At 57.1% G+C, this 21,651-nt stretch carries 23 protein-coding genes; 5 read left to right on the forward strand and 18 right to left on the reverse strand.

Going from position 1 to position 21,651, the window contains the following annotated elements; translation table 11 throughout:
- Positions 1-87 precede the first annotated feature (87 nt).
- From slmA to coaBC, 3 genes are all read right to left on the reverse strand, one after another.
- A complete protein-coding gene (slmA, locus tag QCD69_RS13950; RefSeq protein WP_253456991.1) occupies positions 88-684 on the reverse strand; it encodes a nucleoid occlusion factor SlmA in 597 nt (198 codons plus the stop codon).
- Between the two features lie 107 nt (positions 685-791).
- Positions 792-1,250, reverse strand: a complete 459-nt coding sequence (dut, locus tag QCD69_RS13955) for a dUTP diphosphatase (protein WP_253456994.1) — start codon at positions 1,248-1,250, stop codon at positions 792-794.
- Positions 1,228-2,439 (reverse strand): bifunctional phosphopantothenoylcysteine decarboxylase/phosphopantothenate--cysteine ligase CoaBC, encoded by a 1,212-nt coding sequence (coaBC, locus tag QCD69_RS13960; RefSeq protein WP_301252457.1) that lies wholly within the window; start codon positions 2,437-2,439, stop codon positions 1,228-1,230. The genes dut and coaBC overlap by 23 nt, the downstream gene beginning before the upstream one ends.
- A 184-nt stretch (positions 2,440-2,623) precedes the next feature.
- Between coaBC and radC the strand changes: the two genes are divergently transcribed.
- From radC to mutM, 4 genes are all read left to right on the forward strand, one after another.
- Positions 2,624-3,292 (forward strand): RadC family protein, encoded by a 669-nt coding sequence (radC, locus tag QCD69_RS13965; RefSeq protein ID WP_253456999.1) that lies wholly within the window; start codon positions 2,624-2,626, stop codon positions 3,290-3,292.
- A gap of 282 nt (positions 3,293-3,574) precedes the next feature.
- Positions 3,575-3,811 carry a 50S ribosomal protein L28 gene (gene rpmB, locus QCD69_RS13970; RefSeq protein WP_004154798.1) on the forward strand — a complete coding sequence of 79 codons (237 nt, stop codon included), beginning with the start codon at positions 3,575-3,577 and terminating at the stop codon, positions 3,809-3,811.
- A gap of 16 nt (positions 3,812-3,827) precedes the next feature.
- Positions 3,828-3,995 (forward strand): 50S ribosomal protein L33, encoded by a 168-nt coding sequence (rpmG, locus tag QCD69_RS13975; RefSeq protein WP_001051798.1) that lies wholly within the window; start codon positions 3,828-3,830, stop codon positions 3,993-3,995.
- Between the two features lie 115 nt (positions 3,996-4,110).
- Positions 4,111-4,920: a bifunctional DNA-formamidopyrimidine glycosylase/DNA-(apurinic or apyrimidinic site) lyase gene (gene mutM, locus QCD69_RS13980; RefSeq protein ID WP_253457002.1), complete on the forward strand. Its 810-nt coding sequence runs from the start codon at positions 4,111-4,113 to the stop codon at positions 4,918-4,920.
- On the opposite strand, the gene coaD is transcribed toward mutM, so the two are convergent.
- The 8 genes from coaD to QCD69_RS14020 all read right to left on the reverse strand — a co-directional run bounded on the left by coaD (position 4,921) and on the right by QCD69_RS14020 (position 13,246).
- Positions 4,921-5,403 (reverse strand): pantetheine-phosphate adenylyltransferase, encoded by a 483-nt coding sequence (coaD, locus tag QCD69_RS13985; RefSeq protein ID WP_125290616.1) that lies wholly within the window; start codon positions 5,401-5,403, stop codon positions 4,921-4,923. It abuts the gene before it with no gap.
- A complete protein-coding gene (locus tag QCD69_RS13990) occupies positions 5,400-6,188 on the reverse strand; it encodes a glycosyltransferase family 2 protein (RefSeq protein ID WP_253457005.1) in 789 nt (262 codons plus the stop codon). Before QCD69_RS13990 ends, coaD begins: the two co-directional genes overlap by 4 nt.
- Positions 6,189-7,463: a lipid IV(A) 3-deoxy-D-manno-octulosonic acid transferase gene (waaA, locus tag QCD69_RS13995; protein WP_253457007.1), complete on the reverse strand. Its 1,275-nt coding sequence runs from the start codon at positions 7,461-7,463 to the stop codon at positions 6,189-6,191.
- 103 nt (positions 7,464-7,566) lie between these two features.
- Positions 7,567-8,700: a glycosyltransferase family 4 protein gene (locus tag QCD69_RS14000; protein ID WP_301252460.1), complete on the reverse strand. Its 1,134-nt coding sequence runs from the start codon at positions 8,698-8,700 to the stop codon at positions 7,567-7,569.
- Positions 8,693-9,772 (reverse strand): putative lipopolysaccharide heptosyltransferase III, encoded by a 1,080-nt coding sequence (rfaQ, locus tag QCD69_RS14005; protein ID WP_253461179.1) that lies wholly within the window; start codon positions 9,770-9,772, stop codon positions 8,693-8,695. Before rfaQ ends, QCD69_RS14000 begins: the two co-directional genes overlap by 8 nt.
- 70 nt (positions 9,773-9,842) lie before the next feature.
- Positions 9,843-10,844: a glycosyltransferase gene (locus QCD69_RS14010; protein WP_301252461.1), complete on the reverse strand. Its 1,002-nt coding sequence runs from the start codon at positions 10,842-10,844 to the stop codon at positions 9,843-9,845.
- Positions 10,845-10,846: 2 nt separating this feature from the next.
- Positions 10,847-11,947 (reverse strand): glycosyltransferase family 9 protein, encoded by a 1,101-nt coding sequence (locus tag QCD69_RS14015; protein ID WP_301252463.1) that lies wholly within the window; start codon positions 11,945-11,947, stop codon positions 10,847-10,849.
- A 213-nt stretch (positions 11,948-12,160) separates the two neighbouring features.
- Positions 12,161-13,246, reverse strand: coding sequence for a glycosyltransferase (locus QCD69_RS14020; RefSeq protein ID WP_253461183.1), 1,086 nt, complete (start codon positions 13,244-13,246; stop codon positions 12,161-12,163).
- A gap of 317 nt (positions 13,247-13,563) precedes the next feature.
- Here QCD69_RS14020 and QCD69_RS14025 point away from each other — a divergent pair, with 317 nt between their 5' ends.
- Positions 13,564-14,526, forward strand: a complete 963-nt coding sequence (locus tag QCD69_RS14025; protein ID WP_301252465.1) for a deacetylase — start codon at positions 13,564-13,566, stop codon at positions 14,524-14,526.
- Between the two features lie 15 nt (positions 14,527-14,541).
- Here the strand turns inward: QCD69_RS14025 and QCD69_RS14030 are convergent, their stop codons facing one another.
- The 7 genes from QCD69_RS14030 to QCD69_RS14060 all read right to left on the reverse strand — a co-directional run bounded on the left by QCD69_RS14030 (position 14,542) and on the right by QCD69_RS14060 (position 21,647).
- Positions 14,542-15,459 (reverse strand): glycosyltransferase family 2 protein, encoded by a 918-nt coding sequence (locus tag QCD69_RS14030; RefSeq protein WP_253457015.1) that lies wholly within the window; start codon positions 15,457-15,459, stop codon positions 14,542-14,544.
- Positions 15,456-16,445: a lipopolysaccharide heptosyltransferase RfaC gene (rfaC, locus tag QCD69_RS14035; RefSeq protein WP_253457018.1), complete on the reverse strand. Its 990-nt coding sequence runs from the start codon at positions 16,443-16,445 to the stop codon at positions 15,456-15,458. The genes QCD69_RS14030 and rfaC overlap by 4 nt, the downstream gene beginning before the upstream one ends.
- Positions 16,433-17,494: an ADP-heptose--LPS heptosyltransferase RfaF gene (rfaF, locus tag QCD69_RS14040; RefSeq protein ID WP_253457021.1), complete on the reverse strand. Its 1,062-nt coding sequence runs from the start codon at positions 17,492-17,494 to the stop codon at positions 16,433-16,435. Before rfaF ends, rfaC begins: the two co-directional genes overlap by 13 nt.
- 16 nt (positions 17,495-17,510) lie before the next feature.
- Complete coding sequence (gene rfaD, locus QCD69_RS14045; protein ID WP_125290606.1) at positions 17,511-18,443, reverse strand: ADP-glyceromanno-heptose 6-epimerase; 933 nt, start codon at positions 18,441-18,443, stop codon at positions 17,511-17,513.
- A gap of 133 nt (positions 18,444-18,576) precedes the next feature.
- A complete protein-coding gene (locus tag QCD69_RS14050) occupies positions 18,577-19,485 on the reverse strand; it encodes a hypothetical protein (protein WP_253457024.1) in 909 nt (302 codons plus the stop codon).
- On the reverse strand, positions 19,478-20,713 hold the full coding sequence (locus QCD69_RS14055) for a glycosyltransferase (protein ID WP_301252503.1): 1,236 nt from the start codon (positions 20,711-20,713) through the stop codon (positions 19,478-19,480). The genes QCD69_RS14050 and QCD69_RS14055 overlap by 8 nt, the downstream gene beginning before the upstream one ends.
- Before the next feature lie 46 nt (positions 20,714-20,759).
- Positions 20,760-21,647 (reverse strand): divergent polysaccharide deacetylase family protein, encoded by an 888-nt coding sequence (locus tag QCD69_RS14060; RefSeq protein WP_301252505.1) that lies wholly within the window; start codon positions 21,645-21,647, stop codon positions 20,760-20,762.
- Positions 21,648-21,651 lie beyond the last annotated feature (4 nt).

Genomic DNA, 21,651 nt, shown 5'->3' on the forward strand with positions numbered 1-21,651 from the left:
CGGCCTTCCCGATTCAGATCAGCTGGCAGGCCAACTGTGGCCTTCCCGATTCAGACCGGCTGACAGGCCAACTGCGGCCTTCCCGATTCAGACCAGCTGACAGGCCAGCAGCGGCCAGCGCGTTTCAAATTCCACCGTCGGGCGATAGCGGAAGTCGGAACGCACAAAGCGCGACAGCAAACCCTCACAGAAAGCCAGCAGCTGCGAGGCCAGCAGCGCCTCCTCCGTCTGGAATCCTTCGCCGGTACGCATTTTCTGCTCGCGCAGCACCTGCTTCAGCTGCACCTCAATCCGTTCGAACAGCTGGTTAATTCTGCTTTGCAGGCGGTCCTGCTCGAACATCAACGCATGGCCGGTCAGAATACGTGATAAGCCCGGATTACGCTCACCAAAGCCCAGGATCAGCTGGATAATCAGCCGTAAACGCGGCAGCGTCTCTTTTTCATCCTGCAAGATTAGATTGATGCGCGTAATCAGGCTGTCTTCAATAAACTCAATCAGGCTGTCAAACATGCGGGTTTTGCTGGGAAAGTGCCGGTAAAGCGCAGCTTCAGAAACCCCCACGCTTGCCGCCAGTTTGGCGGTAGTGATCCGCTGGCTACCATCGCTGGATTCCAGCATTTGCGCCAGCGCCTGCAGTATTTCTTCGCGACGATTCCTTTTCGCACTTTTTTTCTCTGCCATGTCCTGAAAGACCCCTGAAATATCACCATGTACGGGCAAGCGCCCACGCAACATCCGTGAGCCATCACGCTCACGGTGGAAATAAGGACGGGTACTCTGGTCGGTCGTTACTGACGACCCGAGTGGCCGAAGCCGCCTTCGCCGCGCACGCTGGCGTCGAAGTCATTAACCAGATTGAATTCAGCCTGAACGACCGGTACAAACACCATTTGCGCGATACGCTCGCCTGGCTCAATGCTGAACGTCTCCTGGCTGCGGTTCCAGACGGAAACCATCAGCTGTCCCTGATAATCGGAGTCGATTAGCCCGACCAGGTTGCCCAGCACCACGCCATGCTTATGGCCGAGGCCGGAGCGCGGCAGGATAACGGCCGCCAGCTGCGGGTCGCCAATATGGATAGCCAGGCCGGTCGGTACCAGCGTGGTCGCGCCCGGCGCCAGCTGTACCGCCTCGTCCAGGCAGGCGCGCAGATCGAGACCAGCGGAGCCGGAAGTGGCATAGGCGGGCAGAGGGAAAGTGGTGCCCACGCGCGGGTCTAAAATCTTAACGTCGATTTTTTTCTTCATAACGGCTGACTATCTCGTCCAGTAATTGTTGGCCCAGGAGCTGCTTATCGCCGAGCGGTAAGGCTTTATTCTCTTCCTGCCAGAAAAGATGCAGGGCATTGGTATCGCTGTTGAAACCGTGCCCGGCTTTTGAAACATCGTTGGCGCAAATCAGATCCAGATTCTTCCGAATCCTTTTTTGCCGGGCGTATTCTTCCACATTCCGGGTTTCCGCTGCAAACCCCACCACGTACGGGCGATTTTGCTGCATGGCCGCGACGCCCGCGACGATATCCGGATTCTTAATCATCTTCAGCAGGATTTCGTCGCCCTGCTTTTTGATTTTCTCGCTGGAGACTTCCGCAGCGCGGTAGTCGCCGACGGCAGCGGCCGCGATAAAAATCTGCTGTTCGGCGGCGCTGGCCATCACCGCCTGCTGCATTTCCAGCGCGCTTATCACGTCGATACGTTTGACGCCCGGCGGCGTGGCTAAGGCGACCGGCCCGGCGACCAGCGTCACGTTAGCGCCCCGTTTTGCGGCGGCGGCAGCCACGGCGAAGCCCATTTTACCCGAGCTGTGGTTGCTAATGAACCGGACTGGATCAAGCGATTCGCGGGTTGGGCCAGCGGTTACCATCACATTAAGGTGCGTTAAATCGTGCTGCGGCGTCGCCCAGCGGACGGCTTCGTCCACAATAGTCAGCGGATCTAACATTCGGCCCGGCCCGACGTCGCCGCAGGCCTGGCTGCCGCTGTCCGGCCCCCAAATCATCAGGCCGCGCGCCTGCAAAACCTGAAGATTATGCTGCGTGGCGGCGGCACGATACATCTGCTGGTTCATGGCGGGAACGACGGCAACAGGCGCCGCCGTCGCCAGGCAAATCGTGGTAACCAAATCGTTAGCCATGCCTGCGGCGACGCGAGCGATAAGATCGGCCGTGGCGGGTGCCAGGATCACCAGGTCAGCCCATTTTCCCAGTTCGATATGCCCCATCGCCGCTTCCGCCGCCGGATCGAGCAGGTCGTCGCTGACCGGATGACCCGATACGGCCTGTAGACTCAGCGGCGTGATAAATGCTTTGGCTGCGGCAGTCAGCACGACGCGCACTTCCGCCCCGCGATCGCGCAGGCGTCTTACCAGCTCAGGCGCCTTGTAGGCAGCGATACCGCCGCTTACGCCCAGCACAATACGTTTACCGGTTAATGTCATAGTTTCTGCTCCATTGAGCCAGCAGGGCGCCCGCGCGCCGGAATTCCGCCATTTTATCATAATCCCTGCCTGCTGACTTTTAGCACAACGACCGTACTGTAAAGCAGCCCGGCAGACGGAAAAATGCATGGAAAACTACTGTATATAATGCCATGATTTAGCCAGCTACGGAAGGAGAAAGCGGATGAAGAAGCCATGGAAAAAAATGCCACCGCGCGAAAAGCTGGTGGCAGGCGGGGCCGGCACGTTAACGGATACGGAACTGCTGGCGATTTTTTTACGTACCGGCGCGCGCGGTGTCCACGTAATGACGCTGGCGCAACAGCTGCTGGAGGAGTTCGGTTCGCTGCACCGGCTGATGACGGCGGACAAAGACGCGTTTTTACGGGTGAAAGGCGTAGGCGTGGCGAAGTATGCCCAGCTGAATGCCATTGCCGAACTGGGCAGGCGTTTTTTCACCTGTGCGGATTCGGTAAAACAGGCCATGCAAAGCCCGGGCGATATGGTGAATTTCCTGCACAGCAAGCTGGCGCATCGTGAACGGGAAATATTTATGGTGGTTTTTTTTGATAATCAGCATCGGGTCATTCACACCAGTGAAATGTTTGCGGGCACGATAGCCAGCGTAGAGGTGCATCCGCGTGAAATCGTGCGTGAAGCGCTGAAGCAAAACGCGGCGGCGATTATCCTGGCGCATAACCATCCCTCGGGCATTTCGGCGCCCAGCATGGCAGATCGCGATGTGACTCAACAGGTTAACGACTGCTGCAAGCTGTTTAACATCCGCGTGCTTGACCATATTGTTATCGGTCAGGGCGAATATGTTTCCTTTGCGGAAAAAGGCTGGCTGTAATGCGGAAAAAAGCGGCAAACCGTGTTTTTTCCCACGTAGCGGCGGTGCTTTTTCCGTTCAAATGCGGCAATTTTGCGCGATCCAAAGGGATCTTTATCTGTTCGGGACTTGAGCACCAGCGTTGCAGGGCGTATACTACGCCACCTTTGAGAATCTCGGGTTTGGCATTTGGGCCTGCTCAGCGGGTTCACATAGAACTCGCCTGGATGGGCTAAGAGCCTGACGAGGCGGCCAAGACCTTATTTTTAAAGCTCGAGCTTATTTGATTTTTGGAGAATTGACATGTCACGAGTCTGCCAGGTAACTGGAAAGCGTCCGGTGACGGGTAACAACCGTTCCCACGCAATGAACGCGACGAAACGCCGTTTCCTGCCGAACCTGCACTCTCACCGTTTCTGGGTTGAGAGCGAAAAGCGCTTCGTTACACTGCGCGTATCTGCCAAAGGCATGCGCGTAATTGATAAAAAGGGTATTGAGACGGTTCTGGCCGATCTGCGTACCCGCGGTGAGAAGTACTAAGGTAAGGAACTGAAACATGGCTAAAGGTATTCGTGAGAAGATCAAGCTGGTTTCTTCTGCTGGTACAGGTCACTTCTATACCACCACGAAGAACAAGCGTACTAAGCCGGAAAAACTGGAACTGAAGAAATTCGATCCTGTTGTCCGCCAGCACGTGATCTACAAAGAAGCTAAAATCAAGTAATTGACTTTAGCGACTGAAAAACCCTGCCTCGGCGGGGTTTTTTCTTTTGTGCGCCTGAAAACATTTGCACGTCTGAAAACATCTGTACGCCTGAAAACATCTGCGGGAGGTTTGTATGCCGGAATTACCAGAGGTTGAAACCAGCCGACGCGGTATCGAACCGCACCTTGTCGGCGCCACCATTCTGCACGCCGTGGTGCGCAACGGCCGGTTGCGCTGGCCGGTCTCGCATGAAATCCACAGCCTCAGCGACCAGCCGGTACTCAGCGTACAGCGCCGCGCCAAATATCTGCTGTTGGAGCTGCCTGAAGGCTGGATCATCATCCATCTTGGCATGTCCGGCAGTCTACGCGTGTTGTCAGAAGAAGCACCGCCGGCGAAGCATGACCATGTGGATTTGGTGATGAGCAACGGCAAAGTGCTGCGCTATACCGATCCTCGCCGCTTTGGCGCCTGGCTGTGGAGCAGCGATCTGGCCGCCAGTAACGTACTGGCCCATCTTGGCCCGGAGCCGCTGAGTGAAGCTTTTAACGCGGATTACCTGTTTGAGAAGTCGCGCAGCAGGCGTACGCCGGTCAAGCCCTGGCTGATGGACAACAAGCTGGTGGTGGGCGTTGGCAACATTTACGCCAGCGAATCGCTGTTTGCCGCCGGGATCCATCCCGATCGACCGGCAATGGCGTTGACCAGAGAAGAAGTGGTTCTGCTGACGGAAACGATCAAGGCCGTGCTGCTGCGATCGATTGAGCAGGGCGGCACCACGCTGCGTGATTTCCTGCAGTCGGACGGCAAACCGGGCTATTTCGCGCAGCAGCTACAGGTCTATGGCCGTGCTGGCGAACCCTGCCGCGTTTGCGCTACGCCGATCGTAGGCGCCAAACACGCGCAGCGCAGCACCTTCTATTGCCCGACCTGTCAGAAATAATCAGGCGGAGAGCTTTGCCAGCAGCGCGCTGTGCACCGACGGCGGCAGGAAAGCGCTGACGTCGCCGTGATGGCGCGCCACCTCTTTGACCAGCGTGGAAGAGATAAACGAATATTTTTCTGAAGGCATCAGAAACACGCTTTCCAGCTCCGCCAGCAGGTGCCGATTCATATGCGCCAGCTGCATTTCGTATTCAAAATCGGACACCGCCCGCAGGCCGCGCACCAGGACGTTGGCCTGCTGATCCCGCGCGAAGTTCGCCATCAGATCGCTGAATCCTACCACTTCCACATTCGGCAAGTGTGCGACCACCTGTTGCGCCAGCGCCACGCGTTCATCCAGCGAGAACATCGGCTTTTTACTGGGGCTGGCGGCAATAGCCAGGACGATATGGTCAAACATTAACGCGGCGCGCGTGACGATATCCAGATGACCGTTGGTCATGGGATCGAAAGTGCCGGGATAGATCGCTTTTGTGCTCATAGGCCGCCTTTGCCGGAAGCGTGGGAAGAGTGGTTCAGCGCCCAGAGCGCCGTGTATTTATTGAAGGTGTACTGCGCGTTAACCACGGCAAGCAGCCAGCCCTGTTTGCCATCCAGAAAACCGGCGCGCAGCACCAGCGTTTTCAGGAAGGCGCCCAGCGTATGGGCGAAAATTGAAAACAGGCCGCACTTTTTCCCCTGGTGGTGACGCTGCTTCGCCCAGGCTTCGGCATAGGCGAACTGTTTCCACTGAAACGCAGAGAAATCGCGGCAGGTCAGATGCAGCAGATCGCCCTTCAGCGCCACCACCTGCGCCCCTCTGGCTTCCAGCGATTCATGCACCTGATGATCGTTATAGCCGTATTCACGTGGATAGAGACGAGTCACGCGGTCAGGATACCAGCCGCTGTGGCGCATAAAACGCCCCAGAAACAGATTGCGGCGGCCCAGGCTATAAACCGTGGCGGGCGCGGCAGGCTGTTGCAGCACGGATTCGATAGCGGCGCGCAGCTGCGGCGTCACGCGCTCGTCGCTGTCGATCATCAAAATCATCGGATGCGTGGCATAGCTTTGCGCCAGCTGGCGCTGTTTGCCGTAGCCGTGCCATTCGCGGGAGTGAAACACTTTGGCGCCGTGGCGGGCGGCGATTTGCGGCGTGCCGTCGCTGCTGCCGGAATCCAGCAGCACAATCTCGTCGGCCCAGTTCACGGACTCCAGACATTCCGGCAGCAGTTCGGCTGCGTCTTTAGCGATCAGCACGACCGACAGAAGCTGACGTGAAGGCATTTAGTGATTCCGCTGTGGCAGATAGGGTTCAAGTAACTGTAGCAGACGCTGTAGCGCGCCCTGATTCTGGTGCAGTACCTCTACCGCATGGCGGCCGTAGTAAAGACGATAGTCTTCGTCGGTCAGCAGCGTGCCGATCTCTTTATCCAGCGAGTCGGCATCGGTTACGGCGATCAGGCCGTCCGCCTGCTGAAGTTTTGCACAGATATCTTTGAAGTTAAACGTATGCGGCCCCATCAGCACGGGGATAGCATGCGCAGCTGCCTCCAGCGGATTATGTCCGCCGCGCTCCACCAGGCTGCCGCCGACGAAAGCCAGATCGGCAATGCCGTAGAGCAGCATCAGTTCGCCCATCGTATCGCCAATCACCACCTGGGTGCCGCTGGAAGGGATCTCGCCGCTGCTGCGTAGCGTGTAGCTGAAGCCGGCCTTTTGCGTCATGTCGCGAGCCGTGTCGAAACGTTCCGGATGGCGCGGTACCAGGATGAGCAGCAAAGAAGGAAAACGCGCCAGGAGCTTGCGGTGCGCTTCCAGAATAATGCTTTCCTCGCCTTCGTGCGTGCTGGTGGCTATCCATACCGGACGACGCGGCGCCCACTGCCGACGCAGCGTGACCGCGCGGGCGGCCAGCTCGGGCGTTACGGAAATATCGAACTTCAGGCTGCCGGTCACCGCCAGCTGGGAACGCTTCAGGCCAAGCGCCACAAAGCGTTCGCCGTCTTCCTCGTTCTGCGCCGCGATCAGCGTGATCTTTTGCAGCAGACGCTGCATAAATTTACCGAGCTTGCCGTACCCTTTCGCCGAACGCTCCGACAGACGGGCGTTCGCGATGACCAGCGGGATTTTCCGGGCGTGAAGCTGCGCGATCATATTCGGCCACAGCTCGGTTTCCATAATGATCACCAGCCGCGGGCTGACATTATCCAGAAAACGGTTCATCGAGCCGGGCAGATCGTAAGGCAGATAGACGTGATGAACATCTTTACCGAAGGCGGAAGCCGCCCGTTCCGAACCGGTCGGCGTCATGGTCGTTACGGTAATCGGCATCGTGGGATAACGGTGGCGCAGCGCCCTGACCAGCGGCACGGCGGCCAGCGTCTCGCCGACAGAAACGGAGTGCAGCAGTATACCGTCCGGCTTGACCTTGCCTTTACAGTAGCCGTAGCGTTCGGCCCAGCGCTTCCGGTAGGCGGGCGCTTTTCTGCCGCGTAACCAGAGCCGGAGCCAAATCAGCGGCTGAATAAGATAGAGCAGGACGGAATAAATTGTTGTCATCACAGTGTTTACGAATTACGGAGTGACTCGCGTCAGAAAGTGCCGGAAAAGAGAAACATTACCGCATGTTAGCAGATAAGTCGCGCATGCTCACACCTTCTTCTCAGGCCTGTCGCAACACTTGTTGATATAGCGCATGAAGCTGCCCTGCCAGGCGCTGCGGCGAGCAGGGGAGAACGCGCTCCCGGGCCGCATCGCCCATGCGCGCATCAACGCTTCTGAGCGGGATGGCCTGCGCGGCGGCGCTCAGTGCCACAATATCCAGCGCGTCGCAAACGTAGCCCTGTTCGCCGTTAACGATAAACTCTGCGCCGCCGCAGGTGTCGCTGGTGATGACCGGCAGACCGCAGGCCATCGCTTCCAGGATCACGTTAGGGAAAGGATCGTAAAGCGTGGGCAGGATCAGCGCGTCGGCCGCATGGTAATAAGGGATCACGTTGTGCTGCACGCCGACAAAGTGGACGCGTTTTTCGCAGCCCAGCGCGCGAGCGTGGCTAAGATAGCGGGCCTGCTGTTTATCCTGACCCACCACCAGCAGGTGCGCTTCGGTAGCGGCCAGGGCGCTGATGGAGGCCCTTAATCCTTTGCGCTCGAAACCGGAACCGACGTAAATAAACACTTTGGCTTCGTCAGGCAGACGCAACGACGCGCGCGACTGCTGGCGCTCGGCCGGCGTGGCAGGCTGAAAGCGCTGCGCGTCAATCGCGTTGTAGATCACCGCGAACTTCTCTTCCGGCACCTGAAAGCAGCGCATGATGTCATTTTTTACCATCAGCGAATTACAGATGATTTTTTTCAGCGCAGGTGAGCGGAACATCTCTTCTTCCGCCGCCATCACATAGCGATGATAAGGGCTTAAATCGGCCAGCAGCTTTTGCACGGGCGAAACGATGCGCGCTCTTTGTGCCAGCCAGACGCGATGTACGCCGTCGCCGGCGCGAAAAATATCACAGCCCGCAATGCGCTCGTGGCTTTGTACGATATCAAACTTCTCTCGCTGCCAGCATGCACGCGCCGCCAGCGCAAAGCCGCGCTCGCGCGAGATGCGTCCCCATTTTTTCGGGTTACAGATATGCAGGTGCCATTCCGGTTTCGGCTCGCCCTGCCAGCTGCGGGTGATGATGTTCAGATCCAGACTGTCATCGTCCAGCGCCTCCAGCGCCCGCGAAATAAACCGCTCCGCGCCGCCGTCCGGGCGATATTTTTGCCGCACTATAGCCAGTCGTACTTTACTCATCCAGATAGTTCCTTGCGGCTTTGACCACGTCATCAAGTGGGATGGCAGAAAGATAACGGGTCTCGGTCCTGGTATTAATGCTGTCCGGCGAAGGGAGAGGCGCATAGTCGCCGGCCCAGATCACCTGATTATTGTCGCCCCAGGGACGCCACTGCTTAAGCTTGGTCGGGCCAAACAGCGCGATGCACGGCGTATCCAGCGCGGCGGCCATATGCATCGGCGCGGAATCGACGCCGATAAACAGGCGGGCATGATCGATCAGCGAAGCCAGCTGCGGCAGCGACAGCTTTCCGGCCAGCGAAATCGCTTTGCCGGGACACAGCGAGAGAATATGGTCGATCATCGCCAGCTCTTTTTTGTCCGGCGCGGCGGTCAGCACGATATCGATCTGCTCAGAGGCCAGCGCGGCGATCAGCCCGGCCACTTTGTCATCTTCCCAGCATTTAAAAATCCAGCGCGAGGTAGGCTGGATAACGATATAGGGACGCGTAACCTTGCTTTGCGCCAGCACGGTTTGCGTATGTGACCAGTCGCTTTCGCTGTAGTGCATCGCTGCCGGGAAACCGGAAAAGGGAATATTCAGCGGCTGTAGCGCGGCCAGGTTTTGCTCAACGGTATGCAGCTGGCTGTGGTTGCTGGTGGACACGAGGTGCGTATGCGCCCGTTGCCAGAAGGCGTTGCGACGCTTGTTGTAAGCGAATCCAATCCGAACCGGCGCGCCGGAAAGGGCGGTGATAATCGCGCTGCGCCACTGATCGGCCAGGTTGATGACCAGATCGTAGCCTTCCTGGCGGATCGCCTTAAGCAGCGCGGCTTCATGGCGCAAATGCGCCAGCGTTCCCTCGTTTTTCCATTTGCGATCGATAAAGCGCAGCTGACGAATATGCGGATGCGCCTGCAGCATCGGCAGCGTCTCTTTATAGAGCAGCACGTCGACGGCGGCCTGCGGATAGCGCTGGCGCAGCGCCTCAATAACCGGCGTGGTAAGCAGCATATCGCCATGGTGACGCAGCTTGATCAGCAAAATCTTTCGCGGCGCAAAGGAGGCGGGAATCGACGAAGAAGTGGCCATACTCATGGGATCTCAAAATAAAGTGGACCGATTGTAAGGGAAAGCTCGTGCAGGAAAAAGGCGCCGCGCATTACGAACGACGCCAGCGGTAAATCCGGCTCAGCCAGAGCAACAGCTGATACCACTGTTTAACGCCGCGCGCGTTGCGCAGCATCCGTCCCGGCGTTTTGCTGGCGAGCAGATCCGCTATCATCGCCTGCCGTGCTTCAGCATCAGGTTCACGCCGTAAAGCGTGGCAAACGGTCAGCGCCTCTTTGGTTACCTGACGATAAATTGCCGGACCAATTTTAACTTTATCGCGATAGCGCAGGTTGATCTCATCCAGCATCCGGGCGATTTTCAGATAATGCCGTTGATACTCGACGTTTGCCATACCGCTGCGTTTGCGGTTGCTGATGGACTGGTCGTGAACGTAATACCGGTACAAAACCTTATCGGTGTAGCGAACGCGGCGAGCGTTCAGCATGAGTTCGGTCGTCCACGGGATATCCTGATGGTGCAGGCCGGGTTCAAACTGTAGGTGCAGCTGGTCGATTAGCGAACGGCGATAGATACCCAGCCACACGACGTGCAGATAGCGGTTGGACGCCAGCGCCTTGTTCAGCCATTCTGCGCCGCTCAGCACCGGCGTAGCCTGTAGACGGTCGGCAGGGATAAGCGTTTTTGCCCGGCCCGATCCCCAAAAAACGCGCTCGGCGTTACACTGCGCCACATCCAGATCGTCCTGTTCCGCCATGGCGATCAGCGTGCTGTACATCTCTGGCGAAAGCGTATCGTCGGCGTCGGGGAAAGTGACATATTTGCCGCGCGCTATCGCCAGCCCGGCGTTGCGGGCGCGGGAAACGCCGCCGTTAGCCTGGTCGATCACGGTGATATGGTCATATTCGCTGGCGTAGCGGTGCGCCAGCTGCGCCGAAGCATCCGTCGAGCCGTCATTGACGATGATGATTTCCAGCGAGGCCAGCGTTTGCGCCAGCATAGAGTCGATAAAAGCCTGAAAGCTGGTTCCGGCGTTATACATCGGGACGATCGCGCTCAGCAAAGGCGCTGAGGAGGTATCTTGCGGTTTCATGCTCAGGATGACGTCTTCTTTTCTTGTAATGGCCGCTTGCGCGCGCAGATAAAATCATAAATATCGTCGAGCTTGCGATTATCCAGCTCGTAAAGCTGCTCGACGGGATGATTAAACTTATACAGGGCGTGAAAAACAAACGACGACGGCGCGATATGATTCGGCCCGATTAACAGCACGTCGCCCAGCGGACGCTGCTCTTCAACGCAGCAAGGCCCGTAGATCAGGATCACTGGCACATTTTGCGAGTCAGCGATGTAGATGTTGCCCGAGTCGGAGGCGATGTAAAAATCCATCTGGCTGATGGCGTAGGGCAGGCCTTCCAGCGAAACCTTACCGATCATGTTAACGATGTTATCGCTTTCACCCACCACTTTATTGAGCTCGTGCAGGCGAGTAAGTTCATTTGGCGCGCCAAAAACATAAAACAGGCAGGGCAGCCCGCTCAGCCTGTCGAACAGGGCTTTCCAGATCGTCGGCGGAATGGTTTTCGCCTGGTTGCCGGCCGAAATACTGATGCCGATTTTGATCTTGTCCGTTCTGAACACTTCTTCCGGCGTAGTGTCCGGCTTCAGCAGCGGCAGCGTGGCGTGCTTGGGATAGCTTTCTTTGGTCAGCGAACGATCGGCCAGCCTGAGGTAGTTTTCCAGGGTTAGCGAATACTTATCATGTTCCACGGTGCCGGTCGCGGTCAGATAAAAGATCCCCTGATACCATTTGCGGCGGTACATCGACAGAAACTGCTTGTTGCTCGCGTTACAGCAGGCGGCATAAAACAGATTGGTATTATTGGGATGCAGCAGATAGACGTTTTCATAGCGATTCATCAGCTTCAGGGCCAGCTTCAGCTTGCTGTACGTGCTGCTTTTATGCTCTTCAATATAAAAAATGTCCGCCAGCGTGCTGTCGTGCTCCGCCAGCGGTGCAACGGTACGGCTCAGCAGCGCGTCGCTCTTTTCAAGATGCGCCAGCAGGGGGGTGATATTGACAAAATCGCCGATTTTCGCCGTCTGGATCACCAGATTACGGGCCTCTTTTTTATGGCTGAGTTTCATCAACAGCTTAAAAGGCAGTAAAAGTAAAAACAGCAACACATAATTCACGCTCTGTTCTCCCTGAGCGAAAAGTGCCGGTATTCAGCTGCCACAGATGACGTTTGTAACGTTTTCACCGTGCTCTGATAGCCGTTTTCGGTTATGAGCGTATTCATACTGAAACCTTAAAAGATAAAAATGCGCGTCCGGCCAGGCCAGGGAGCGCGCCAGAATAATGTCTGACCCTCTCAGACATCTCCGATCCGCAAACGTTGCGTGGGCCTAAGAAGCGATCAGCGCAAGATACTGTTTGCAGATTGCTTCGATGCTGTAAGCCTCCAAATCAAGCTGTGAAACATCAGGCGGGTTTGACCAGACGTCCGCGATAGTGTCCGCCAGCGAATCCACATCCAGGTTCGCCAGGCCGCGAGCCAGTTCGCCGGTCATGATCGACACGGGGCCGCCGGGACAGCGCGTACTGACTACGGGCACCTGGCAAATCAGCGCTTCTACCAGCACGTTGCCGAAGCCTTCGCTGTCCGAGCTGACCACCAGCAGCTTCGCGTTGCGGATCCAGGGATAGGGGTTGCTGGTAAAACCTTTAAAAATTACCCGATCCTGAATGCCCAGCGTTAGCGCCAGTTTCTTAATTTTTCCTACTGCTTCATCCGTGCCCTGGCCGATTAAAACCAGCGGCGCGCTTATCCCCGTTTTGGCATAGGCGCGCAGCAGCCTGTCGTGGCGCTTGGTCTGGTGAAAGCGGCCGACGTGGATCAGATAGGGTTCGCCCGCCATCTCGCAGGGCTGCATAGCCGCGGTACGAACGGTATCAAAATCGAAAGGGTTGAAAATGATCCGCTCGTGCTTTGGCTGTATCGCAAAGGAGCGTTTCAAATCGCTGACCACGTACTGAGAGACGCCGATGATATTCCGGTTTTGATATACGCGGCGCGTTTTCAGTTTCTTCTGCCACAGGGAAAAGCCCTGCCGGTGGGCCAGATAAGAGGCGGAAAAGACGCCGTGCAGGCAAAACCAGGTCTTGTCCTTGTCGAGATGGCGACAGCGGCTGACGATACGGTCGGTTTTGTGCAGGTGCGATACCACCAGGTCGAAACGGCCCTGCTCTTTTTCGGCCTGCATTATCGCCCGATCCAGGCAGGCTGCGCGCCGGCTCAGCTCCGTAAGTTTCCGCCAGGGCATATGGCAGGTATCCTGAATGACCTGATAATCCAGCCCGGCAGGAATGGCGTAATCGCAGACGGCACGCAGCGAAAACAGCGAAACCCGATGACCGCGCTCTATCAGCCCTTTGGAAAGCGTCAGAACAACTTTCTCCGCGCCCCCGCCGGGCAGACCATCAATGATCATTAATACGCGCTTGGACAATTTTGTACCCTTAGCAGAGAAAATCATGCGGTGCCGACCGATTCCAGGCCACTAACCGCACGAAAAAAAGCATTTTTTTATCTAGTCGGGCAAGTCCCTTGCCGTAGCCCGGTAAAGCTGTCCTGCCGATCCTGTCAGGCTGAGCCAGTTTTATCTGTTTATCTTAGAAAAATAAAAAAGATAGCGCCATAGCCAATCGCTTTCGCGCCGTTGCGCTGCAATTACTGTTGCGTCCCGTCATGCCGCTGTTACCATACCGGCAGAGTTAACACGAGGTTAACGCGGAGCGCCGCATCGACATGAAAAAACCTGCTTTCTTAATCACCATCGATACGGAAGGTGATAATCTCTGGCGTAATCGCTCTGGTCAGGTGACCACCGAAAATGCCGCCTGGCTTGCCCGCTTTCAGCAGCTTTGCGAGAAATATACCTTTAAACCGACCTGGTTGACGAACTATGAAATGGCCGTCGATCCGGTTTATATCGATTTTGCCCGCGATGTTATCGCTCGCGGCCAGGGCGAAGTAGGCATGCATCTGCACGCCTGGAACAGCCCGCCAGCCTATGAATTAACCGACAACGACTGGCAGCATCAGCCCTATCTGATTGAATACCCTCGTGAAGAGATACGCAAAAAAGTCGCTTTTATGACTGAGCTGCTGGAAGAGACGTTTAACGTCAAAATGCTCAGCCACCGTGCGGGACGCTGGGCGTTCAACGAGTATTACGCTCAGCTGCTGGTCGAACACGGCTACCGGGTTGACTGCTCGGTGACGCCGGGCGTTAACTGGCGGTTTTCCCCGGGCGCGCCGCAGGGCAACGGCGGCACGGACTATACGCACTTTCCCCGCTCGGCTTACCATCCCGATAGCGCAGATATTTCTCGGCCCGGCAATTCACCACTGCTGGAAGTGCCGATGACCATCCGTTATAAGCACTCCGGGCTGATGAATGCGGTTAAACAGGGCTACGATCGCCTGCGCGGCAAGCGCCGCAGCCCTTCCGTTTACTGGCTGCGCCCGACTGGCGGCAACGCGCAGCAGATGATCGACCTGACGGAAAAAACGCTGGCGGAAGGCGCTGACTACGTAGAGTTTATGCTGCACTCCAGCGAGTTTATGCCCGATGGCAGCCCGACCTTTAAAACGGCGGCCGATATTGACCGGCTCTATGACGATCTGGCGCAGCTGTTCAGCTGGCTGCAAAGCCGCACTCATGGCATGACGCTGGCGGAGTATGCTGCCGCGAAAGCCGGCACCTGAACAGAAACGGGGCCGTTAAAGGCCCCGTTTTCTCACCGTCAGCATTTTCCTTTTATAACTTGTCCTGATTTTGCCGTTCAGCAAAAAACGCCCCAGGCCGACCTGCGCGATCCGCGCTCTCACTTTGTCGCCCTGCGAGGTTCCTCGCAGATCGGCATGGTAGCGATTGGCGATATCCAGCCAGTGGCAGGTGATCAAATGCTCATAGCGCGGCGGTAAAACCTCGTCCATATGCGCCGTTGCGGCGATCAGGCAGGCAATTTTGTCGGCATCAATAGCGGACGACAGGCTCTGCTCATGCTTACGGTAGAGATAAAAACCGGCGGAGGTAAACAGCGTTTTTTTGCTCTGCATCAGCAGCTGCGGAAACAGCCAGCTATCTTCGTAGCAGATAAAGTCCGGAAAAGCGTGCTGCTGAATAAGCGCGCGGGAGAAAAACTGGCCGATAAAATGCGCCTGATAATCACGATGGATCAGGAAGCGCTCTACGGCATCATGCGTGGTCAGCTCCTCAGGCTCGGCAGGCTGCCACTGCACCGTGGGCGAGGCGTGCCGCACTTCGATAATTTTACTGAGCAGAATATCCGGCGAGGTCTGGCGCAGCGTCGTCAGCCGGTGCGCCAGCGCGTCGGGCAGCAGCATATCGTCGCCGTCCACCATTAAGACATAATCGCCGCGCGCCAGGCCTACCGCGTGGTTACGCACTTTGCCAACGTTGCGATAGTCGGTATGGCTGCTGCGAAGCTGCGGCAGCCGCGCCGCGTAGCGCTCAATAATGCTCTGCGTCGCATCCGTGGAAGCGTCGTTAACCACGACTATCTCTGCGCGATCGATTGCCGCGCCCAGCGAAGCGACGACGCTTTCCAGCGTATCGGCCAGCGTCTCGCCGCAGTTATGGGCGGCAATCAGTACGCTCAGCGCAGGGCTGTTCATGACTTTTCTTCCGGCGAGGAACCCAGCAGCGGCATCAGCTGCGCCATCACGTTTTCGGCAGAAATATCCGCCATGCGATTGCCCTGTGCGGGTTTCAGTACAAACTGGTTTTTGCCATAGCCGCCGATCAGGCCGGGATCGGTGGGGCCGTACAGCGTGATATTAGGGCGATCCAGCGCCGCCGTTAAATGGCTAAGCCCCGTATCTACCGACACTACCGCGGCGGCGCCCGCTAACGTGCGCGCCACCTGCTCCAGCGTAAGTTTGGGCAGCACTTCCACATAGTCGAAGCCAGCCGCCAGCCGCTGCGCGCGCTGGTGCTCATGTTCCGCGCCCCACGGCAATTTGATTCGCAGGCCGCTGCCGTTCAGCAGCGTAATCAGCTCACGCCACTGCGCTTCCGGCCAGTGCTTTTCATCGCGCGTGGTGGCGTGCAGGAAGACCAGATAGCGGCCGTCATCCGGCGAAGGCTCACGCATAAAATGTTGCGCGATAGCGTAATCGCCAGGCGTCTCCGGCAGCGGATAATTCAGGCTTTTGGCAAACAGCTCGCGCGTGCGCTGCACGGCATGCTGCTGCTTATTGATTTCATGGCGTTGGTCATACCACCAGCTGGCGAAAGGTTCGCGCGCGCTGCGGCTGTCCTGACCATGCTTGACGCCTTTAGCGATGCGCGTCACCAGCGCGGCGCTTTTGATCAGGCCCTGCGCGTCAATCACCATGTCATACTGGCGCGACTGTACTTCGCGCTTGAACAGAAAGCGTTCTTCGCGCACTTCGCTGCCGAACCAGTGCTTGCGCCAGCGGCGGATTGCCACGGGGATAACCCGATCAACCGCCGGATGCCAGGAGGGGATTTGTGCGAAACCTTCTTCTACAACCCAGTCGAAACGGATGCCGGGGATAGCCCGCATGGCGTCGGTGAGGGCGGGCAGCGTGTGCAGGACATCGCCCATTGAGGAGGTTTTTACAATCAGGACGTGCATACAGCCTCCAGAGGCTGACCCAGCAGCGCCGACAGCTCTTCCGCCACGCGCTGCGGCTTAATATCTATCAGGCTCTGGTGATAGCCTTCTTCCGCATCGCCTTTACGGACCTTGTGATAGCCGGTGATCAGCCGGATAACGCGCGCTTTATGCGACAGCGGCGGCGTAAAGTCCGGGCTGCTTGGGCCGTAAAGCGCAACGAGCGGGCGATCCAGCGCGGCGGCGATATGCATCAGGCCGGAGTCGTTGCTGACCACGGCCTGGCAGTGCGCCAGCAGAATGACCGCCTGCTCCAGTTTGGTTTCGCCAGCCAGATTATGGCAGTGCTGGCGCGAGCTTTCTTCCAGGCTTTGCAGGATTTGCTCGCCGGTCTCTTTATCTTTAGCCGAGCCAAACAGCGCGATCTGATAGCCGCTGTCGATCAGCTGCTGCGCCAGCGCGGCATAGTGATAGTGCGGCCAGCGCTTGGCCGGCCCGAATTCCGCGCCGGGACAGAAGCCGATAAGCGGCCGTTCCGCGCTCAGCCTGAAGGCGGCGGCGGTTTCCTGCTTTTCCTGCTCGTTGACGAGCAGCTTCGGCCAGAGCAGCGGCTGCGGCAGATCGCTGGCGCTCGCGATCTGCGCTTTGTCGTAAGCCAGCGCGACGTAGCGCTCAACCATCAACGGAAACGCGGCTTTATCCAGCACGCGGATATCGTTCAGCAGGCCGTAGCGCATCTCGCCGCGCCAGCCTGTACGGGTCTGGATATCGGCAAAGAAAGGCACCAGCGCGGATTTAAAGGAGTTGGGCAGGACGTAAGCGCGATCGTAACCCTTATCGCGCAGCGAGCGGCCCAGACGGCGGCGCTCGCCCAGCGCCAACGCGCCGTGGCCCAGCGGCATCGCCAGCGCCTCGTTGACTTCCGGCATCCGCGACAGCAGCGGACGGCACCACGCGGGGGCCATCACGTCAATTGTGGCTTCAGGCCAGCGCTGTTTCAGCGTGCGATAAAGGCTTTGCGACATCATCATATCGCCGACCCAGGATGGCCCGATCACCAAAATTTTCATTGCCGGATCCGTCCCGTTACGCGTTACGATTCAGCCAGGCCATATACTCGGCCACGCCTTCTGCCACGGTTTTAAACGGCTTATCGTAGCCCGCCGCGCGCAGTTTGGTCAGGTCCGCCAGCGTATAGGCCTGGTAACGTCCTTTCAGTTTTTCCGGGAAAGGAATGTATTCGATCTGGCCTTTCTGATGGAAATTCAGCGCGGCGTCGGCCACTTCCTGGAAAGATTCGGCACGGCCGGTTCCGCAGTTAAAAATGCCGGAAACGCCGTTTTCCCAGAACCACAGATTGACGGCGGCGACGTCTTCCACATAGATAAAGTCGCGCTTAAAGTTATCGCTGCCTTCAAACAGTTTTGGATTTTCGCCGTTGTTCAGCTGGGTGTTCAGATGGAAAGCCACGCTCGCCATGCTGCCTTTATGCCCTTCGCGCGGGCCATACACGTTGAAGTAGCGGAAGCCGCAAATCTGCGACTGCGCTTCCGGCAAGATCTCACGTACATAGTGGTCAAACAGCATTTTGGAATAGCCGTAGACGTTCAGCGGCTGCTCATACTGACGCTCTTCGATAAAGTTATCGTTGCGGCCGCCGTAAGTCGCGGCGGAAGAGGCGTACAGGAAAGGGATCTGACGCTCAAGACAGTAGTGCAGCAGCTCTTTGGAGTACTGATAGTTGTTATCCATCATGTATTTGCCGTCCCACTCGGTGGTGGAAGAGCAGGCGCCTTCGTGGAAAACCGCCTCGACGTCGCCAAAGTCTTCATCGGCCAGAATGGCGATCAGGAAATCTTCTTTATCCATATAATCGGCAATATTCAGATCCGCCAGGTTGGCGAATTTGGTGCCGTCTTTCAGGTTGTCGACCACCAGAATATCGGTGTGGCCTTTGTCATTCAGCGCTTTGATGATGTTACTACCGATAAATCCCGCGCCGCCAGTGACGATAATCATGAGTTTTAACCTTTAAGAATGTGGGTGAAACACAAAGTTCACGCGCTAATGCCTGATATCATAACATCTCAGCCCGCCTCAAACAGCCGGATGACTCCGTAAGAGAAGGTAAATTCCGGCCGGAGGCGGCAAACTACTTCAGCTTTTCCGCGTCGGTCAGATAGCGTACTTTGCGGGTATAATCCTGGCCCTTGAACGTCAGCGGCGTATCAGGGGATTGCAAATATTTTTGCCATTCGTCCAGCGGGAACCCGCCGTGCGCGCCCACTACTTCTTTGGGAATGGCTGCTGTAGTGCCGCCGATTTTTTTAGAAACCGGCCAGTTTACCCAGTCACCTAAATTAACCGTTTTGAAATCCAGCAGATCCAGAAGCGCGGCCAGCGGCAGCTGATCGGTCGGCGGCTGCGAATCATCCAGAATTTCCCAGGTATCTTTAAACATCGCCAGCCACAACGGACAGAGGCGTTTCCAGGTCGACCGGGTAGCAACGAGAAAGGCGCTGTTGGCATGATCCTGCAAAAAAGGTCGGATGGTGTGCCGATAGTACGCCGGGCGTTTTTCTTCCGGCGCGCTCATCAGCTTGGCGGCCATTTTCCCCTGACGGAAGCTGGAATAGAGATGGTTGTCCCGCACGTTGATTTCCGGCATTTTCAGTAAATTGAGATCGGAATCGATCATCAAAATGCCGTCCGTCTCGGCATACAAAGGCGCTTGTATTTTGATCAGGCGACTGCGGTAAATTTGCTTATAACGATAGCTCTCTTCCCGCACGGGCACATCCAGCGTCACCACGCGCGTTTTCTCCGGCAGCTGGCCGAAAGCTTCGACAGGCTGGTCGCTGACGATGACGATTTCCTGTGCCGCAGGCGCGAAGCGCGAGGCGAACAGCGCGCTCAGCCTGGCCTCTTCAACAAAATCCGCGCCCGTACAAGGAATAACAACAGAGGTCACCGGAACAGCGCCCTGAACTTCTGGCTGTTGATACGAAATATTATGCCGTGCGCGAATATGCCGAAATCGGGGGTTCAAAAATTCAAACATGCGATGAGTTTCCATAAGCCGCAGTTTTCAAAATGGTTTCCACGCCAGAGACGTAGTGCTCAATGGCATAGTGTTCTTTGACGTGCTGGTTTGCCTGGCGCAGAAGCTGCTGGCGCTTTTCAGCATCAAGCCACAGCGTTTCCATCTGTTTGAACAGGCCCTGCGTATCGCCATAATCAAACAGCAGGCCGGTTTTGTTATGCTCAATAAGCTCCGCCGTGCCGGTGACTTTTGAACCGATTACAGCGGTGTTGAGCAGCATCGCTTCCAACACCACGCGCGGCAGGCCTTCGCTTTTCGACGCCAGAATAAAAACGTCGAAAGCAGCCAGATAATCCAGCGGGTTGCTGCGAAAACCGGTAAAAATCACGCGATCCTGAATCCCGGCCTGCGCCGCCTGCTGCTGCAGTGCCGCCAGCTCCGGCCCTTCGCCCAATATCACCATACGCCAGTCGGCTTTGGGAAAAGCAGCGGCAAACTTCGCCAGCGCCTGCAAGGTATGGTGATTGGATTTTCTGGCAATCAGCGAGCCGATACTGCCGAAAACAAAGGTATCGTCGGTTACGTCCGGCAGCTGCCGGCGCATGGCGGCCCGTTCCGGTAACGGTTGATAAATATCGATGGCGTTAAAAACGGTAAGGCATTTTTCCGCCGCTACGCCGTTGGCCAGCAACACTTCGCGTACGCCGTTGGAGACGGCGATAACCGCATCGGCGCGCCGGTTGACCATCGCAACCAGCTCGCGATCCAGCACCGGCTCAATACGGCAGTGCTGCACCACGCTGACGGGCAGATCGCGGGCAGCCAGATAGCCTTCGGCGTTGGAGCCGGGCTGATTATTCATATACAACATATCGCTCTGTTGCTGAATAAGCAGCTGGCGAATAGCGCGGGCGTTGGGCCGGATGCGCCATAGCTTATCGACAAAACGTGTGGCTTTCAGCCGCAGGCCGCGATGGAAAAACACCAGCGAACGCAGCAGCTCTTTAAGCAGTTTCGCCCAGCGCGGCTGTTTGCGCTGGGCAATAAATGTAACGGGGATAGCCAGCGAAGCCAGCACCTGCTCAATGGAATCCCCGCTGCCGCGCCGGTAGTTATGGTAAAAGCAGCAGCGGATATCGAACTGGCTGCGATCGATACGCTTCAGCAGCTCCAGCATACTGTTGGTGCCGCCGCCCCATTCATTGCCGGTATCCAGTAACAGAATTTTTTTACGCTGTGGCGCCATCATGCCGCTTCCAGACTCGTTTAGCCGACGTGATGCGGCATGAAGATTAATCGTTGCCCAGTTCCAGCTTCAGGCCGGAAAAGTAAGTATTGATATAGCGGACGCCCGCGCTGTCGGCGAGGCTTTCCGTTATGGCGTTCAGCGCGCGGCTGGCCGGCACAAATTCAGGCTTGCCCGGGCAGGCTTTCACGCCCTTGAACGGATTACGCGGCGGCGTCGGTTTCGCGACGGTCGGCGGCGCCTGACGGCCTGCGTTTTGTGGCTCGTTCAGCAGCTGACCCGGACTGACCAGCGTGATATCGGCTGGCAGCGTCGGCAGCATCTGTTGCAGTACTTTCACCGTAGTCGGGTGTGGGTGTCCAATAGCAATCGCGGAGCCGTCGCGCTGGGCCAGATGCACCGCGCGCAAAAACTGTTTGCGAATATCGGCTTCGTTTTGCGTATCGTCCAGAAAGACGCGGCGCTTAATCACTTTAACGCTGGTGCCCGCTGCGGCACGGGTCGACTGACTGTTGCCGATGGTCATGCTGTCGAGAAAATAAAAGTTGTAGTGGTTCAGCACCTGCATCACTTTCTGCATGCCCGGCAGGCTGGAAGTCATCGCGCTGCCCATATGGTTGTTCAGCCCCACGGCGTAGGGAACTTTAGCCACGGCCTCCCGGATAATCCGCTCTACCTCTTCGCTGGACATGTCCGGGCGCAGCGTGTTTTTTTCCAGCGGCTGTTTGCTGAGCGGCGCCATCGGCAGATGGATCAGCACCTCATGTCCCCGCTGGTGGGCTTTCGTTGCCATTTCATGAGCATGGGTAGCGTCCGGCAATACCGCCACGGAAATGGCTGCCGGCATTTGTAATACCTGGTTTTCCTGCGCCGGACGATAGCCAAAATCGTCAATGACGATAGCGAGTTTACCCGCGTGCGCCGAACAGGCCATCAGC

Origin of the sequence: Erwinia sp. PsM31 (assembly GCF_030433775.1) — a bacterium.
In the GTDB taxonomy this organism is placed as follows: Bacteria; Pseudomonadota; Gammaproteobacteria; order Enterobacterales; family Enterobacteriaceae; genus Erwinia; species Erwinia aeris.

Coding starts and splice junctions, on each gene's coding strand:
- QCD69_RS14060 (WP_301252505.1), bottom strand. CDS start 21,647: ATGGCCTGTTCGGCGCACGCGGGTAAACTCGCTATCGTCATTGACGAT.
- QCD69_RS14030 (WP_253457015.1), bottom strand. CDS start 15,459: ATGAACAGCCCTGCGCTGAGCGTACTGATTGCCGCCCATAACTGCGGC.
- rfaF (WP_253457021.1), bottom strand. CDS start 17,494: ATGAAAATTTTGGTGATCGGGCCATCCTGGGTCGGCGATATGATGATG.
- radC (WP_253456999.1), top strand. CDS start 2,624: ATGAAGAAGCCATGGAAAAAAATGCCACCGCGCGAAAAGCTGGTGGCA.
- rfaC (WP_253457018.1), bottom strand. CDS start 16,445: ATGCACGTCCTGATTGTAAAAACCTCCTCAATGGGCGATGTCCTGCAC.
- coaD (WP_125290616.1), bottom strand. CDS start 5,403: ATGAGCACAAAAGCGATCTATCCCGGCACTTTCGATCCCATGACCAAC.
- rpmG (WP_001051798.1), top strand. CDS start 3,828: ATGGCTAAAGGTATTCGTGAGAAGATCAAGCTGGTTTCTTCTGCTGGT.
- QCD69_RS14010 (WP_301252461.1), bottom strand. CDS start 10,844: ATGAAACCGCAAGATACCTCCTCAGCGCCTTTGCTGAGCGCGATCGTC.
- slmA (WP_253456991.1), bottom strand. CDS start 684: ATGGCAGAGAAAAAAAGTGCGAAAAGGAATCGTCGCGAAGAAATACTG.
- QCD69_RS14055 (WP_301252503.1), bottom strand. CDS start 20,713: ATGGCGCCACAGCGTAAAAAAATTCTGTTACTGGATACCGGCAATGAA.
- coaBC (WP_301252457.1), bottom strand. CDS start 2,439: ATGACATTAACCGGTAAACGTATTGTGCTGGGCGTAAGCGGCGGTATC.
- rfaD (WP_125290606.1), bottom strand. CDS start 18,443: ATGATTATCGTCACTGGCGGCGCGGGATTTATCGGTAGTAACATCATC.
- rpmB (WP_004154798.1), top strand. CDS start 3,575: ATGTCACGAGTCTGCCAGGTAACTGGAAAGCGTCCGGTGACGGGTAAC.
- dut (WP_253456994.1), bottom strand. CDS start 1,250: ATGAAGAAAAAAATCGACGTTAAGATTTTAGACCCGCGCGTGGGCACC.
- mutM (WP_253457002.1), top strand. CDS start 4,111: ATGCCGGAATTACCAGAGGTTGAAACCAGCCGACGCGGTATCGAACCG.
- QCD69_RS14050 (WP_253457024.1), bottom strand. CDS start 19,485: ATGTTTGAATTTTTGAACCCCCGATTTCGGCATATTCGCGCACGGCAT.
- QCD69_RS14020 (WP_253461183.1), bottom strand. CDS start 13,246: ATGATCATTGATGGTCTGCCCGGCGGGGGCGCGGAGAAAGTTGTTCTG.
- QCD69_RS14025 (WP_301252465.1), top strand. CDS start 13,564: ATGAAAAAACCTGCTTTCTTAATCACCATCGATACGGAAGGTGATAAT.
- rfaQ (WP_253461179.1), bottom strand. CDS start 9,772: ATGGCCACTTCTTCGTCGATTCCCGCCTCCTTTGCGCCGCGAAAGATT.
- QCD69_RS14000 (WP_301252460.1), bottom strand. CDS start 8,700: ATGAGTAAAGTACGACTGGCTATAGTGCGGCAAAAATATCGCCCGGAC.
- QCD69_RS13990 (WP_253457005.1), bottom strand. CDS start 6,188: ATGCCTTCACGTCAGCTTCTGTCGGTCGTGCTGATCGCTAAAGACGCA.
- waaA (WP_253457007.1), bottom strand. CDS start 7,463: ATGACAACAATTTATTCCGTCCTGCTCTATCTTATTCAGCCGCTGATT.